This is a genomic window from Skermanella sp. TT6, from assembly GCF_016653635.2.
Lineage (GTDB): Bacteria > Pseudomonadota > Alphaproteobacteria > Azospirillales > Azospirillaceae > Skermanella > Skermanella cutis.
Map to the genome: position 1 here is coordinate 194,185 of NZ_CP067420.1, position 15,281 is coordinate 209,465.

General features: G+C 66.2%; 15 protein-coding genes and 3 pseudogenes. 15 read left to right on the forward strand and 3 right to left on the reverse strand.

From position 1 onward, the window contains the following. Positions 1–627: 627 nt before the first annotated feature. The 4 genes from IGS68_RS00865 to IGS68_RS00880 all read left to right on the forward strand — a co-directional run bounded on the left by IGS68_RS00865 (position 628) and on the right by IGS68_RS00880 (position 2,503). Complete coding sequence (locus IGS68_RS00865) at positions 628–1,044, forward strand: hypothetical protein (protein ID WP_201076623.1); 417 nt, start codon at positions 628–630, stop codon at positions 1,042–1,044. Between the two features lie 472 nt (positions 1,045–1,516). Beyond that, a complete protein-coding gene (locus IGS68_RS00870; RefSeq protein WP_201076624.1) occupies positions 1,517–1,723 on the forward strand; it encodes a hypothetical protein in 207 nt (68 codons plus the stop codon). Then, positions 1,710–2,267: a hypothetical protein gene (locus IGS68_RS00875; protein WP_201076627.1), complete on the forward strand. Its 558-nt coding sequence runs from the start codon at positions 1,710–1,712 to the stop codon at positions 2,265–2,267. The genes IGS68_RS00870 and IGS68_RS00875 overlap by 14 nt, the downstream gene beginning before the upstream one ends. Then, entirely contained in the window at positions 2,264–2,503 is a 240-nt protein-coding gene (locus tag IGS68_RS00880) for a hypothetical protein (RefSeq protein ID WP_201076629.1), read from the forward strand. The genes IGS68_RS00875 and IGS68_RS00880 overlap by 4 nt, the downstream gene beginning before the upstream one ends. 461 nt (positions 2,504–2,964) lie before the next feature. On the opposite strand, the gene IGS68_RS00885 is transcribed toward IGS68_RS00880, so the two are convergent. Then, positions 2,965–3,924, reverse strand: a complete 960-nt coding sequence (locus tag IGS68_RS00885; RefSeq protein WP_201076631.1) for a hypothetical protein — start codon at positions 3,922–3,924, stop codon at positions 2,965–2,967. An 824-nt stretch (positions 3,925–4,748) separates the two neighbouring features. Here IGS68_RS00885 and IGS68_RS00890 point away from each other — a divergent pair. Together IGS68_RS00890 and IGS68_RS00895 are read left to right on the forward strand one after the other, a co-directional pair. Further along, the gene (locus IGS68_RS00890) at positions 4,749–5,195 is read left to right on the forward strand and encodes a hypothetical protein (protein ID WP_201076633.1); all 447 of its coding nucleotides are present in this window, start codon (positions 4,749–4,751) and stop codon (positions 5,193–5,195) included. Positions 5,196–5,616: 421 nt separating this feature from the next. After that, positions 5,617–6,024, forward strand: coding sequence for a hypothetical protein (locus IGS68_RS00895; RefSeq protein WP_201076635.1), 408 nt, complete (start codon positions 5,617–5,619; stop codon positions 6,022–6,024). Positions 6,025–6,223: 199 nt separating this feature from the next. Here IGS68_RS00895 and IGS68_RS00900 read toward each other — a convergent pair whose 3' ends face one another. Together IGS68_RS00900 and IGS68_RS00905 are read right to left on the reverse strand one after the other, a co-directional pair. Beyond that, on the reverse strand, positions 6,224–7,630 hold the full coding sequence (locus IGS68_RS00900; RefSeq protein WP_201076637.1) for a DUF6745 domain-containing protein: 1,407 nt from the start codon (positions 7,628–7,630) through the stop codon (positions 6,224–6,226). Between the two features lie 6 nt (positions 7,631–7,636). Then, on the reverse strand, positions 7,637–7,972 hold the full coding sequence (locus IGS68_RS00905; protein ID WP_201076639.1) for a hypothetical protein: 336 nt from the start codon (positions 7,970–7,972) through the stop codon (positions 7,637–7,639). Positions 7,973–8,420: 448 nt separating this feature from the next. Between IGS68_RS00905 and IGS68_RS00910 the strand changes: the two genes are divergently transcribed. The 9 genes and pseudogenes from IGS68_RS00910 to IGS68_RS00950 all read left to right on the forward strand — a co-directional run. Then, complete coding sequence (locus tag IGS68_RS00910) at positions 8,421–9,320, forward strand: 3'-5' exonuclease (protein ID WP_201076640.1); 900 nt, start codon at positions 8,421–8,423, stop codon at positions 9,318–9,320. A gap of 272 nt (positions 9,321–9,592) precedes the next feature. Then, positions 9,593–10,810: a hypothetical protein gene (locus tag IGS68_RS00915; RefSeq protein ID WP_201076641.1), complete on the forward strand. Its 1,218-nt coding sequence runs from the start codon at positions 9,593–9,595 to the stop codon at positions 10,808–10,810. Between the two features lie 181 nt (positions 10,811–10,991). Next, a pseudogene (locus IGS68_RS00920) lies at positions 10,992–11,632 on the forward strand (IS6 family transposase). A 147-nt stretch (positions 11,633–11,779) separates the two neighbouring features. Continuing rightward, positions 11,780–11,959 carry a hypothetical protein gene (locus IGS68_RS00925; protein WP_201076643.1) on the forward strand — a complete coding sequence of 60 codons (180 nt, stop codon included), beginning with the start codon at positions 11,780–11,782 and terminating at the stop codon, positions 11,957–11,959. A 65-nt stretch (positions 11,960–12,024) separates the two neighbouring features. After that, positions 12,025–12,351: a hypothetical protein gene (locus tag IGS68_RS00930; protein WP_201076645.1), complete on the forward strand. Its 327-nt coding sequence runs from the start codon at positions 12,025–12,027 to the stop codon at positions 12,349–12,351. Positions 12,352–12,579: 228 nt separating this feature from the next. Next, complete coding sequence (locus tag IGS68_RS00935; protein ID WP_201076647.1) at positions 12,580–12,684, forward strand: transposase; 105 nt, start codon at positions 12,580–12,582, stop codon at positions 12,682–12,684. Between the two features lie 180 nt (positions 12,685–12,864). Further along, positions 12,865–13,215 carry a hypothetical protein gene (locus IGS68_RS00940; RefSeq protein ID WP_371821897.1) on the forward strand — a complete coding sequence of 117 codons (351 nt, stop codon included), beginning with the start codon at positions 12,865–12,867 and terminating at the stop codon, positions 13,213–13,215. Between the two features lie 59 nt (positions 13,216–13,274). Further along, positions 13,275–14,910: pseudogene (locus tag IGS68_RS00945) on the forward strand (ISL3 family transposase). A gap of 81 nt (positions 14,911–14,991) precedes the next feature. After that, positions 14,992–15,144, forward strand: a pseudogene (locus tag IGS68_RS00950) (IS3 family transposase); the annotation flags it as partial. Positions 15,145–15,281: the final 137 nt, after the last annotated feature.

Consider the following 15,281-nt stretch of genomic DNA (forward strand, 5'->3'; position numbering starts at 1 on the left):
CGGCCGGCAGTGTGGCAGGTATCGGAGCGCGGTCAAGTCCAGCCCGGAGCCTCGCGGAGCAGACGGTCCGTGACGCAGACGGTCCGTGGCGCAGAGGGATATCAGGTCGCGCCGGATCCGCGGCAGGTCGGGTGCTGGCGGGGCGCAGCCGCCGGACTTGTGCGGCGCTGCCCATGCTGGGGCTGCACCGGCTGCCGGTGCCGGTTACCACGGCGGTGACGATGGTCCGGCTCATGGTGTCGGAGAGCCTTTGCGCGATGTTGGCAGCCTGTGTGGGATCCTCCGTGCTCGATGACCGGGCTGCGGCATGAGGGCGGGTCGGCCGTCCGGAAGAGGTCGCGCCGCATCGCTGTCGGGAACGTGGTCCGGCAGGGTGGATCGTCTGTCCTGCCGCGGATGCGGCGAGGGGGCTCGGTCGTTGCATCGGAGGGCTCCTCTCGGTGCCGCAGGTGTCCATGCTGCCACGGAGGCTACGGACGTCAACCGACGGTGCGCCAGGATCTGACGCAGTGTCCGTGCCGCCGGGCTCCCGCTCTCGAGCAAAGCGTGCTATCTCGGTGCTGCGCTTTCCTGTCGAAGCGTGAATCCTGGGTTCAACCGGATCACCGGCATCAGGCCGGAAAAGCAATGCACCACATCTTCCCCGATCATGCGGTTGTTCGCCGCGAGTGCGACATCCTTTTAGCCGTCATCGGTTGGTCGGCACGCCTGGAGGCTTTCAACCACTGGATTGCCGATGCTCATCCCGAAGCCGGTGTCGAGATGACCCGATTCGACTATCTGCCGTTCGGTCCGCTGGCAGAAATCGTATTTGACAATTATGACGTGATCCTCCGGATCCGCTTCCCGACGGAAGACGGAGCGTTGAAATTTGAGGCGCTCTGGCCGACGCGTGGCCTCGCGGCCGGGCCCTATGCATCATTGTGGCCCGACCGCGGCCCGACACCGCCGGCGCTGGTGCCGTTCCGGCCGGAACTTCTGCGCCGCATCGCGGAAATGGAGAGGCGACGGAAGAAGGCCTCCGATGACAGTGATCCCGCCTGAGGCAGGAATCGGCCGCTCCGGATATCACGAGCTTCCGTGCGGCTGAAATCCGCACTTGCCTTCATGACATCGGCGCTTCCGGCATCGTTCCAGCCATGCCGGGGCATGGCTTCGGCGGCCTCCGCTCTTTCCGGTGCACCGCCGGGGAGAGCGTCAGGGAAGCGGAAACGGATGCCGGATTGACCGCCCTTTCCATGTCGGCCCATCGCGGGTGCGCCACCGGATCGGAGGCCAGAGCAGAAATCGCCGGGAGGGCTGGCCCTTTGACCGGGTGAATGCTGGTCTACGTCTCGGACCTCATCGTGGCCTTGTCGCTGTGGAGGAACGCGAGACCGCTGGCAGGGTCGAATTCTCGCGACGCACGCCTTCTCGGCCATGAATTTGACAACCCTGATCGTTCTGAAATGATCGATGACGTCGCAATCATCTTCACGCCTGGGAATCTAACGAAACATCAAAAGGTGATAAACCGATGGATATAGATTACCGATCTCTTGTGGTCCTGTTCATCGCCTTGCCGGCCGATGAACAGTGTCAGCTCGCCGACGAAGTTCTCCATCAGGCTGATGAATTCCTTGTCGATGGCAAGGCAGTAGTGGATTACCGGGTGCGTCGCACTCCAGCGGGATACTCGATTCGAGTCAGCACGTCAGAACCTTTCGTGGATGATGATGAATGACCATCACTGGATTCTCAGGCCACAAGCTGCTTACGACATCAGCATCGAGGAAATCGCGATGATCGATGTCTCGGCAATCTTTCTGGCTTGGCTCGAACGCACTCGGTTGCCGCTGAAGGTCGCCGACATCGATCCCAACCAGGTCAGATTCAGTATCGAGGGTTGGGACTGCCTTCGATGCTCTCTCAACCACCGCGGAATCGAAATCTATGCCGTGCGTGGTGGAGAGTGCTGGGACATCATCTGGGACTCCGACATTTCACTGCAGGAGTTCGACAACGGCTGGGGTTGCGGCTTGTGCATCGATGCCTGGCAACAGGGACTTTACCCCAAACCGGCGTCCTATGCGTCGCCCGAAGCCGTGTGGATCGGACACACGTTGGAACCCTTCCGCGACTGGTTGGAGAAGCTTGCGGCGTCGGCCGGCATTGCCTTCATCGACTATGACGGAGCGACAGAGGCTCGGTTGGTGCAGGAAGGCGAACACATACCTCAACTAAAGGTTGAGATCTTGAAAAAGTCATTGCAGAGGATCCCGGCATGACCCTGGCTGCACCCGTTCCCGAACTGTCGATCGTCAGGGTATTCGATCAGCAGGGGACGACAGTCCACATCCACGGCAATGGCGAGGCGTACGCGGTCGAGTTCAGCGATCCGCCGCGGGTCGATACTGTCATGGCGCGCGAGATCCAGGCCGTGGTCTGGGTTCCTCCTGATGACGCTGGTTCAGTTGGATTTGGAGTGTCAGGCGGGGATTTCGATGATCGATCCGATCGATGATGTGGAGACTTGGTAAGAACTCTAAAGGGTCGAGGGTGATCAATGAAAGTCGGCGTCGCTGTCGAAAATGCTCTCCTCATATAAGACGCCTGACACGCCATGGCAGCACTCCCGGCAGACCGCCGGCTTGATCCAATCACTCAACCATGAAACGTGCATACAAAAGAACGAAGGACCCAACTTCGCACGCCGAACAACTTTCCGGCTTACAAACTCCGCATCCCCGAATACAGGCTGCTGTCCGCGCCGGCACCAGGGCCCCGATGTCGGGTTGCACGACGACCTCGCGCCGCCGCATCGGCTATCCCATGGGCCAAGCCCCGCCGGCCGGTCCGTCATCGAACCTCAGGCTGCTGTCCCCACCGTTTCGGGACAAGGCGCCTTCGTCATGCAGGGCGTCTGCGCTCGATTGCAGCGCGGGGCCTGCCGGCATCGCCGGGCCGGCCGCTTCGGTGCGTCTTTCAGGGGCGCCGGGCCATGGCGGCGGCTGCCTGGGCCCAGATCGCCGTCAGGAGACACCCGCACTCCAGGCTGAGGCTTCCTGACGCTCCCCGAACCGGCGCGGCAGGTTCGAAGCGCGGCTGGAGACCCAGTGCGCAATCCTGCACGCGGGCGCAGACCGCGCTCCGGACGAGACCGCGCAGCATGCGCTCCAGGGCCCTGACCTCGTTGCCGTGCGTGCGCGCTGCCGGCGGCACCTCGCGGCTCGAGCCGAAAATCCGTCGCCGCCGCGTTTCCGGCAGGAGGAAGGCAGTCTTGTCCGCAGGCCCCCTCAGCAGTCTCCGATGGTCTTCCTCGGACAGGAGCCAGCTGAAGGTGTCCCCTCCGATTTCGACGAACTGCCGCATGGCCCCGACATCCCGTGCGCGGAGGACCGCATCGATTTCCAGGCACAGGCGCAGCGCGAAAACTTCGTCCCGCCAAAGCGACACCGGCTCGCCGTAGACCAGCGCTCCGCGGCCGGTTCCCCGCACGTCCACAGCCCTGTCCGCCTCGGCTGAAACGATCGGGGTGCCGCCGGCGTCCACGGCGACGATCAACTCGTCGAACGCCAGCCGTCCTCTCCTGCCGGCGAACGCGCGCACCGCCTCGGCTGTCGGGGTCAGGGCGGCGAACTCCCTGTAGAGGTCGGGATCGTCCAAGGGTGCATACTCATCCACGGGTTCGATCGGGCGCGCGGTGCCGAAGGCTGACAGGATGACCAGGCGATCGTCGGATGACTTCCCCGCCCAGCACTTGCGCACAGCGTCCTCGAACCTGGCGGTTTCGGCCGGATCTTCATTCGGGTCGGGTACGGGACATCCCAGTTCGGCCAGCGGGATGCCGAAGCCGAGCGCGGGCTGGGGAACTGCTTGCCCATCGTCATCGGCAGCGGCCGGTCTCCACCACCGGAATCCAAGATCCTTCAGGTCCAGCAGCATGGCGGTATTCCCCAGGGTGGCTCCGGGTTCCTGCAGACGGCCGGATCCTGTCGATGCCCGTGCCTTTGCCGGAAACTCGGCGGCAGGCGTGCCGGAGGTTCCTGTCGATGCCCGTGCCTTTGCCGGAAACTCGGCGGCAGGCGTGCCGGAGGTTCCGGCCGGCACCCTGCGGACCGCCGTGGGCCTGTCCCGACGGTCGGGTTCGGCCGGTCCATCATCGCCTGCCGAGCCGTCAGAAACTGACGGGCCGGCCAACGCGAAGGCGCGGAAACCCGCCGGATGAGGCCGTCCGGGCGCCGAGTTCCCCCGGGAGGCCCCGGAAGCCGGAATGGTCAGGCCGCCGCTCGGATCCTGTCAGGCTCGCCGGGCAAACCCTCCACCGATCCAGGGTCATGGCGCTCGGGTTCGTCGCGGCGGAGCCGGGTCCTGCCGGCCGGCGGGCAAGGAACAGGGGCGCCGTGATCGGTTCCGACGCTTTCCGGGTTCGGGACCGGAGTTCAGGTGTGGGTCCAGGGCGCAGGCCGGCGGCGAGACAGGCGCCCGACCGGTGCCGCGGCCGAGTCGATCAGGGACAGGTGGCCCGCGACGCCGGATGCTCCCGGAAGACCGGGCCCCCCGCTTCAACGCCCGAAGCGTTTCGCGGACCGGCACCGATGATGTCGCGATCGGATCTCCGCGACTTGCCGGAAGGAACAACGATGTTTACAGCGGCGGTCGCACCGGTGAGGATGGCTCGGCCAAGCAGGGAACCGTGGCGCGGCCGATGGCGGCCGGCCCTGACAGGCAGGATCCTGCCCAGCAGCCGGCTGTCGGCCGGTAAGACGATGCACCATGTCTTTCGCGATCATGCTCTCGTCCGCCTCGGGAGCGACGTCTTCCTCGCCGTGCTCGGCTGGTCGCGAAGCCTCGAGGCATTCGACCGCTGGATGGCGGACACCCATCCCGGGGCCCGTGTCGGCATCACCGAGTTCGATTACCTGACGTTCGGGCCTCTCGCCGGGATCGTTTTCGATCACTACGACGTGATCTTAAGCGTTCGCTTCGCGTCGGAGGCCGAGGCGCGGGACTTCGAGGCGCGCTGGCCGACGATCGGGCCCGCCGCCCGGTCGTTTGCCGAGCTGTGGCCGGATCCCGGACCGACACCGCGCCGATACGAGCTCTACGAGCCGCACTTCCGGCGCAGGAGGGCCGACTTGAAGCTCCGGCGGGCCGCGCGCGGCGAAGCCGCCGATCCCGGCGAAGCCGGGCTGGAGCCGTCGCCCGGATCATGAAGCGTCGGGCGCCCGGTGCATCCGACACAGGGCATGGCCGGCGGAGTCCCGCGGCCCCTTCTCCCGCAGGGCACCCCTGCTTCTTCCGGCGCGGGAGCCGGCGGCGTTCTTCGATGCGATGAACCTGGCTGGCGGCCGGTGACGCCGAACCCGGCGAAGGGCTCGACGCCGCAGGGTGCCGTCGGTCCGTCCTGTCGCCGGAGTGGGTCGCGGCTGCTCTCCCTTCCGCATCGGACAGGGCGGCGTACCCGAAGACGGCGTGATGGCCGCGTCGCCGTGGCCGGGCCGGTGACGTGATCGTCGACCGGCGGACTGCAGGGGTCGTTCCCGGCTCTTTGCCTGGACCGCGGGGTATCGCCGCGTCCGGTTCTGACGCGGCGCCGACGATAAGCTCGGCGAAACTTCGGAAGGGGAGCGCGTGATGGATCACGTTCGGCGAACGGAACCGGCCCGGGCGGGCCCCGCGGCCGATCCGGGGGCGGACGAGGACGGACCGCCGGAGGGAACGGGCGGGACCATTGCTCATGCGCACCGGCGGGACGCGGCGCATAAGGCGGAGTTCACCCGACCGAGCCCAGTCGTCGCCACCGCCGCCGTGGAATTTACGCGGCCGCAGGACGCCGCCGGCTCCGGTCGCGCGCGGATCAAGGCCGCCGGCGAACGGCGGGGCTGTATCCTCGATCCCGACGACACCAGCCTGACCGGCGGCGTGCGGGTGACACCCGCCGATCTCCTCCGGGCCGCCAGGGAACCGCGGGTGGCTTGCTACACGATCACCGACGACATAACGGAGGATGATATCCACCGGATGTTGTTTGAGGAGGAGTGAACTCCGCGGCCCGAGCCTTGTGCGGGCGGGAAGTGATGCGCAGGCATGATGCCGGCGGGCTGATCGGCCCGGGTGCGGTTCGGGACAGCTTTCCATCCCGTCGGCCGGATGACGCCGCCGCGGGAGAAGCCCCCTGACGCTGCCGACAGGCGTCCGCCGACCTGACCGACCCGGGTGTTCTCGGGGGGACGTCGGCGTTCTAGCTTTCGACGGCAGGATGGTAGGCTCCCGCCGTCCTCCCGAACGTCGCGGCGACCGCCTCGTGCGCCGTCGCGACGTGTGGCGGAACGGCGAGCCAGTAGCGCCGCCGGGAGCCGTCCGGGAGAATGGCGGGATCCTCCACCTCGACGAAAACGCTGGGGTCCTCCCTCCGGCCGAGGACGTGGAGCCGTCCGAAGCGGTCCTGCTGCACCGGGCGGGAGCGGAGCACCTCGAAGAACCGCGCCGTCCCGAAGGCCTTGATGGCTCCCGTGCGGCGGGGCGCATCGGGTATCCGGGTCAGGTAGCGCGCGAGCAGCCGGTCGCCGGCCCGGGCCGGCAGGAGACGCAGGACCACCGCGAGGACTCCCCGGTATCCGAGCCAGTCGAACACGGCGCCGCGGGCATGGCGGCCGGGCCCCGGCGCGCCGTGCTCCGTCGGGAACGTCAGCGGCGCATTGGCGGGAAGCACCACCGCGATGCCGTCGAGCACGCACAGGGCGTCCGCCGTCCGGTCGATCATGACGGCGGCGTTCAGGACCTCGGGCAGTTCGACCTCCGCCCTGTTCTCAACGCCGAGCCGGGCGACCTCCCAGCCCGGCCCGAACCGGGCCACGGCGCGACCCAGCACGGGGCGGACATCGTGCCAGAACTCGGCGGCACGGGTTCCCTCGCGCTGGATGAGGTGGGCGGCCTCCGCGCGCCTGGTGGGGGCGAGCGCTTCCGGGCCGGCACGCCGCGGCGGCGGAGCGGCAGTGTCGACGGAGACCAGGGCCGAGGCCAGCCGATGCTCCACCATGCCGAGAACCGGCTCGCCGCCGCGCAGCGGCACCGGAGCGCCGAGATCGGCGGCGATCTCGCGACGGCGCCAGCACGGCCAGAGCACGATGCCGAGGAGAACCACGATCACGATCGCCTGGCTTGCCATGGCGGCGACCGCCAGGGCCGCGGTGACCGGCCCCGGCACGAAGGCGAGCGACGGCGGCACGGTCGCACCGAGGCAGAGGAGCAGGGCGGCAAGGCGCCAGGCGATGCCGGGCGTCGCTTCGGTCCTCCTGTGTTCGGTCTGCACCGGCATCAGGGCGATGAAGATCAGCATCGGCAGGGACATCAGGAGAGTGCCGCCATCGAGAACATGGCCGATCCTCTCCTCCGGGCCGGAGAAAGCCGTCGCCGCGAGGGCGGCCGTGACCGCGAACATGAAGCACAGCGCGAACAGATGAACGATCGCCAGGCTTCGCCGCGGACCGGTGCGCGCGGTCGCGGCGGCGCAGACCACGCTGAACTCGGCGGCGTTGCGGGCGGTCACGACGACGGGAGGCTTCAGGTGGCATGCCGCGTAAAGGCGCCGAACCGCGTCGTCAGGCGCTCCGGCCGCCGATCGGGTGCCGTCCATCAGGAGTGCCAAGGCCGTTCAGTCCAGCACGGGACGGACGGCAGCGAGGCCCGGGTCGAACTCGCGCTGACGCACGACCCGGTAGGTTCCCTGCGGAAGATCGATGGGCGCGTGCTCCTCGTGGACGAGGCGCGCGCCGTGGAGCCCGACCACGAGATAATCCGGGGTTTCGTCCGGCACGGCGGCGAGGCTCCAGGCGGCGACATCGGAACCCGGGGCCAGGACGTGCGACCGGGTTCCACCGCGGCCGGGTGCCACGAGCAGCGGCCGCCCGGCCGGCGACCTTTTTGGCATGGCGTTCGCCGGCACGGCATCGACGCGTTCAAGAAGCACGTCACCCTGTCGGAACTGCATGCGGCATCCTTTCCCGGAGTCCTGGCCGATCATCCTACCGCCGGCCGTCCGATCGCCGCGAGGTATCGATCGTATAGGCGGGCCGGAGCAGGCCGGGCCGGCACGGCAGTTGGAACCTGGTGTCGATGTCCCGTGACCAGCCGGCCGGATGGCTGACCGGTCAGGTGCGGCGGGCGACTCGGGGACGGCGGCGTTCCGCTGGGGACGGCGAATCCGATATTCGGGGAACGGAAGCCTGTGGGCAAGGGGAGAGCGGCAGGCGTCGCAGGACAGCCGGACGGGACGTGAGAGCGCCGGCTCGGCGCAGACCCCGCCGGCTTGCCCTGGACGGCGCGGGTTCAACCAAGTATTCATGCTCCATATGCGATGTTCGGTCGTGTATTGGTTGCTGGTTGAACGACGGCCGGATGCATCCGGCCCGTGAGCCGGCACAGAGAGGAGCGCTGCCATGACCCCGGCCGAAATGGCCGCCGCCCTGGAGGACACCGGCCGCTACCGCGTCTTCGACGTCTACCGGCAGACGGACGGGTACGGCGACCTGCCGCCGGATGCGACGGTCTGCCGGCTGCTCTACATCGACACGGAGACGACCGGCCTCGAGCACGACGCCGAGATCATCGAACTGGCGGCCGTGCAGGTGGAATACGACCCGTCGACCGGCAGGCTCGGCAGGATCCTGGCCGCCCGTTCGTGGCTGGAGCAGCCGGCCGGCGGCGCCGAAGTGCCGGCGGAAGTGACCGCGCTGACCGGCATCACCACGGACATGGTCGCCGGGCAGCGGATCGACGACGCGGCCGTGCTGGACCTGCTGGCCGCGTCGAACCTGGTGGTCTCGCACAACGCGTCCTTCGACCGCCCGAAGCTCGAGGCGCGGCTGCCGGCTTTCGCGGCGAAGCCCTGGGCCTGCACGGCGGCCGAGATCGACTGGAAGGCCGAAGGCATCGGCTCGGCGAAACTCGATTATGTCGCCTTCCGCATGGGCTTCATCTTCGCCGGGGCCCACCGCGGCGAGGTCGACTGCCTGGCGGGCGTCGAGGTTCTGAGCCGGACGCTGGCGGTGACGGGAACGCTCGCGATGGCGAGCCTGCTGGCGCGGGCACGGACGCCGACCTCAAGGGTGTGGGCGATCGGCAGCCCGTTCGACGCCAAGGATGCGCTGAAGCGGCGCGGATACCGGTGGAACGACGGATCGATCCCGGGCAGCGCCAGGACATGGTTCCGCGACCTGCAGGAGGATGGTGCGGATGCCGAACTGGAGTGGCTGAGAGCGAATGCCGGCTGCACAGGCGTTCCGGTCCGGCTGACGGCGCGGGACCGCCATGCCGCGAGGGCGATGCTGATCCCCTGATCGAGGAGGCAATCGAGCGCGGCGCAATGGTCCCAGCCTGCCGGCGGGCGGAAGCGGCCAATCCTCTTTCTTGTCGGTGCACCCGCCCGGCCACGCCGGCCGGATGAATGGGGGCCGCTTGAACCACTTCGACAGCGAGCCTGGATCCATCGGCGGAGCCTCTCCACCCCGGACGTTCGAAGGAAGTCTAGGACCCGGTTCCTGGTCAAGCCATTAACTTCGACTCAACTATTTCTCAGCCATGGTGTCCGTAATGCGTCGTGATACCCAAGATGGCCGCGTCCAAGCTGGGGAAACATATGCTTCAGGTACAAAACTATTCCTGGACCGATCTCTTCGATCTGGTAGAAAAGAAGCCCTGGCCCGGCAACCCCTCGCCGTTCGATTCGGTTATCCGGTTCAAGCACCTTGATGATACTGCCTCGTTTGCGGGTCCCGGCATCTATGCTTTGTTCTTCGATGAGGGCCTGATCTATATCGGGAAGTATCGTGGGAGGAAAAACAATCCCTTTTCCGGCGATGTGTCGCGGTTCCGGTGGGACAAGCATCTTGGTACCTTCACGATGCGCGGCCGCAACGTATCATTGCCGCCGACCGTGCTCGAGCGGGTACTGGCCACCTTCAGTGGTGACCTGATCGATCAGATCGGCCGGGGCGCCCCCGAGACGATCGAGCGGGATCGCGGTATGGTGGCGGGGTTCAAGCGGGTGCGCTTCGCACTCGAAAACTGGCAGGCGTTTTCCCGGTTGGGCAAAGAGACGCTTGCCCGGTTTACGGCCGTCTATGTGCGGGTGCTTCCGAGCCCCGACCTGTCGGCTGGAAACACGGAGGAGATCCGTGCGGCTGTGTCCGCTGCGGAAACGACGCTCATCCGGGAATTTCTTCCGGTTTGTAACAATGAGAGCGACAGAACCTATCCATATGAAGCCATTCCGGCCAGTCTTGTAGCCGGTCGCATTCAGGAGGTTTTGCGGAAAGCACTTCTCAGGGGTGAAGATCCGGAGTCCGCGGGACGGTTGAGGCCGGAAGGCGGTCGAGACGGCGGCAATCATCCGTCCTCGGAGGGGATGAGTATCAGTCCTGACGATTTTGACCGCAATGAGGAGCGTTTCCTTGACGTTCTTGATCCGTGGGCCAGAGGGTTCGTTGGTCAACTGCGCGAGTGTTGCGATACCCGGTCGGATGATTTGGAGGTCTACTTCACGGCGGCGGGAGGAGCCGATTTGCGGATCAGGTACAGCGTGCCGGACCGCAGGGCACGGACGCTGTTGACCATGAAATGGCAGCCGCGGAGCCAGCGGCTGAGGTGCGAGGTTCTTGCCGATGTCGCGGCATGCCGGCAGTGCGGCTTCGGCCCCGACCAGATTGCCTCCTCGACGGACTCGGTAATGCTCAGCCGGCTCGATCTTCATTCCGGTCGCGATCAACTGGATGAGCTGATGGCATTGCTTGACCGAGCCGCACGGGCGCTGACGGTTCCCGTCCTCTGAGCGCCATCAGCGATTTGGCTCATCAACAGGTGCGTCGCCGGCTCTTAACCCGGCATCGTCACGTTAACGGACTGAGGTGGCATTTGATGTTCGGGTGGGGCACGGTGGCGGAATGAAACGCGTCCTTGATCCTCATCATCGTCACCGCTTCCCAGCCGAAATCATCAGTCACGCCGTTTGGCTGTACCACACGTTCTGTCTCAGCTTCCGGGACATCGAGCTGATGCTGGCGGAGCGGGGCGTAGTAGTCTCCTACGAAACGATCCGGCGCTGGTGTCGGAAGTTCGCCCGGACTTTCGCCGACCGACTGCGGCGGCGCCGACCAAGGCCGGGCGATCACTGGCATTCGGATGAGGTGTTCATCCGGATCAACGGCGTCCAGCACTACCTCTGGCGTGCCGTCGATCAGGACGGCGTGGCGCCCGACGTGCTGGTGCAGAGCCGGCGCAACACCAGGGCGGCCAAGCGCTTCTTCAAGAAGCTGCTGAGGGCTTGCGCTATGTGCCGCGGGTGGTGGTCACCGATCAGCTGAAAAGCGACGCCGCGGCCAAGCGCCAGGTCATCCCACACGTTGAACACCGGCAAAGCCGCTACCTGAACAATCGCGCCGAGAACTCGCATCAGCTGACCCGCCAGCGCGAACGGCGGATGAAGCGGTTCAAGTCACCCCGGCAGGCCCAGCAATTCCTGTCCGCCCACGGTCCCATTCACCAGCACAGCCATCCCCGTCGGCATCTTATGAGTGCTGCCGAGTACCGCGCCTACCGTACCAACGCGTTCGAGGTCTGGAAGCAGGAAACCTGCGTCCGGATGACGGCATAAAGGCCGACTTACCGACCGCTGACGTCTTCGCACGGCAAATCCGAGTTAACGTGACAATGCCATTTCGGTGTCCCCAGCTGCTGGTGCGTGTCCCTAACGTGGGGTAGACTTCAGCGGAACAGTAGTCTGTTTCGCGAGGGGGTGGAAGTGGCTTTCAAGGTGCCATTGGCGAAGGCCAAGGATGCGCTGATCGAGCAGTGGCTCAGGTCGGCGCCGAAGGCCGGCGGGTCGTCGGCGGGTCGGGTTTACCTGCCCGGCCTTGGGAAACCGAAGGCCGAGCATCGCGGGAAGGTGCAGCTGGGTGGGGATACCGGTGCCGCCGCGTGAGATCAGCATCGTTCTCGCGCAGCACGTGCTGATGGACGAGTTCAGGACCGGGGAGATAAGCGGAAATGCCCCAACGCGGCGAGAGAGATGTCGGTATCCATTTTGGGCGGATCTCGCCGGCCTGCTGGGAGCGGATAAAGGATCAGCCGGGGGCCATCGTGGAAAAGGCGATTCCGATGCTGGTCGAAGCACGAAGCGCCGGCCGGGACATCCATTACCGGCCGACGCTGAAGGTGGGGGTATCCAAGAAGCTGTGGCTGACGCCGGAAACGGTTGAAGCGATCGACCGGATCAGCGCCGTGACCGGACTACGGCGAACGCCGATAATCCTGGCAGCCCTCGACCTGTATTTCGGCGGCGCTCCAGCAGGGCTGGGCCAAGCAGATGGCTGACTGCCCGTTTCGAAAGTAAGGCGCAGGTCTGCGAGCGTCGGCGATGGGGTTGCGGTACGACTGTTCACGAGGGCAATCCTGATGGTGGAGGCTGCCGATGTGGACGCCCGAAGATCGCGCGCTGGTTGGGGATTTTGGCTCCGGCCAAGCCTTGAGCTGTGACCAGTATCGCCTGCTTGAGGCGTTCATTCCGCCTGCGAAGCCGGGCGGGCGGCCTCGAACGATGACATGCGGCAGTTACTGGACGGCCTGTTCTACGTCGTGCGGACCGGCTGCCAGTGGCGGCATCGGCCGCCGCCCAGTTTTCCGCCATGGCCTACGGTGTATCTCTAGTTTCCGCGCTTTCCTGCAGGCCGGCGTCTGGGAGACCATGCGCCATCATCTGCTGACACTGCCGCGGGAGGAGGGGCGGGAGCCAAGCTCGGCGGTGCCCATCCTCGATACACGAACCGTCAGGACGACGGAAAAGGGGGGCCGCGCGGCTACGATGCGGCCAAGAGGATCAAGGGATGGATCGTTGAAGCCCCGCGATCGATGCGTCACGTCGCGGTCGATACCTCCGGCTTCCTGCTCGGTGTTCTCGTCCATGCCGCCAATATCCAGGATGCCGACAACGCCGGCGATCTGCTGACGCGGATCAAGGGTCAGTACCGTTGGCTCAAGGCGATCTTCGCCCACAGCATCTACAACCGACTGCCGGTTCTGCTCGCCTGCTTCCTGCTCGACCTGACACTGATCATCGTCCGCCGGATCGCCGGCACCTCGGGTTTGTCAGGCGTCATGGGAAACTGGGTTCTTCGTTCTTTTGTGTGCACGTCCTGGAGTTGTATCAACGGCTTAAGCCAGCGAACTAGCAGGGGCTGATGCCATGGTGCACTGGCCGTCTTATATGAAGATGGCACTCTCAACAATGACGCTGTTTTCTGTTGATTACCCTCGACTTTTCCGAGTTCTTTCCAAGCCTCCACATCATCGATCGGATCGATCCTCACCGCCCCCGAATGACGCTCCGGGTGCAACTGGACCATGTGGACGCCGCCTGTCCGGCATGTGGCGCCCGGTCGGCGCGGAACCACAGCCATTACTGGCGCAGTCTCGCCGACGTCCCCTGTTTCGGACGTCCGCTCATTCTGCTGGTGCGCATCCGCCGCTTCCGCTGCGTCAACGCCGCCTGCCGCTAACAGACGTTCGCCGAGCGTCTGGCGGTGATTGCCCGCCCCAGGGCTCGCCACACTGATCGCCTGCGTGCCCTGCACTATGCCGTCGCCCTGGCGCTGGGCGGCAATGCCGGAGCGCGCATGACGGGTACGATGGCGATCCCCGTCGGCGCCACGACGCTGCTGCGCCGCATCCGCGAGGCGGTTCCCGATCCGGCGCCGGAAGTCCGTGTTCTCGGCGTCGATGACTGGGCTTGGCGCAAAGGCCAGAGCTACGGCACGATCCTGTGCGATCTGGAACGGAGCCGCGTCATCGACCTGCTGCCTGACCGCAAGGCGGTGACCCTGGCGGCTTGGCTGCGGCGCCACCCCGGCGTCGAGATCATCGTGCGCGACCGCGCCGGCGCCTATGCCGACGGGGCTCGTCAAGGAGCGCCTCGGGCCGTTCAGGTTGCGGACCGGTGGCATCTCCTGCGCAACAGCGGTGATGCTCTGCGCGGAGTGCTCGATCACCATCACCGTCATCTGACCGAAGCCGCCCGCGTCGCGGCAATGTCGGCTCCGGTCGAGACGGTCGCCAACGACAATTGTGCCGATGGCGCGGATGGAGTCGGGATGTCGTCTCCCAACAAAGCTGAACGTCGGTCACTGGAGGCGCGTGGCCGGCGAGAGGCCCGCTTCGAGGAAGCGGTTCGGCTGCGCGCGCAGGGGATGTCGATCAAGGCGGTGGCCAGAATGCTCGGCGTCGAGCGCAAGACGGTCCGGCGCTGGCTGCGCGCCGGGCGGGCTCCGACCTGGCTCCACGCCGACCGGGGCCGGAGCATTCTCGACCCGTTCCGGGATTACTTGGAGACGCGCTGGGATGCCGGATACCGCAACGGCGCCGGGCTATGGCGGGAGATCCGCGATCGGGGCTTCGCCGGACAGGACGGTGTCGTCAAGCAATGGGCCGCCCGGCGCCGCCGGGAGGATCAGCTTGCCAAACGGACTTCTCCCGCCAAGTCCTCGGCGAAGCCGGCACCGCCGCCCACGACGCGCAAAGCCGCGCGGATGCTGATGAGCGAACCGGACAAGCTGGATGCGGAGGAGCGCCGGTTCACGACGGCGCTGCTTGAGCTGTCGCCGCCGATCGCCCAGGCGGTCGATCTGGCGAAGGCATTCTCGACTATGATCAAGCAGGGTCTGGCCGGCCAGCTCGACGGCTGGATCAGCGCCGCCGAAGAAGGCGGCTTCAAAGGCTTTGCCCGGAGCCTCCGTCAGGATGTCGAAGCCGTCCACGCCGCCTTGACGCTACCCTGGAGCACCGGAGGGCCAGATCAACCGGCTGAAAGTCGTAAAGCGCACCATGTACGGCCGCGCCAGTTTCGATCTCCTACGCAGCCGCGTCATGGCAGCTGCTTAGGTGAAAATATACCCTGGACTTCCTCCATAGGCTGTGCACACAAAAGAACGAAGAACCCAGTTTTCCATGACGCCTGACACATGGCGCACCCTGGAGGCCGTCGAGTTCGCCACCCTGGAATGGGTCGACTGGTTCAACCACCGGCGCCTGCTCGAGCCCATTGGCAATATCCCGCCCGCCGAGGCCGAAGCGCGCTACTATGCTCAAACCGAGGACGTCGCCATGGCGGCGTGACTCAACCAACCCGGCCTCCGGTAAACCCGGCGCGGTTCACTATAGCAGTGCCCTCGATCAAAGCGTGATAGCCGGCAGGGAGTTGCACAAGCGACTGGCGCCGCTTGAGGAACTCGCGGAGACCAAGGGTCCTTTCG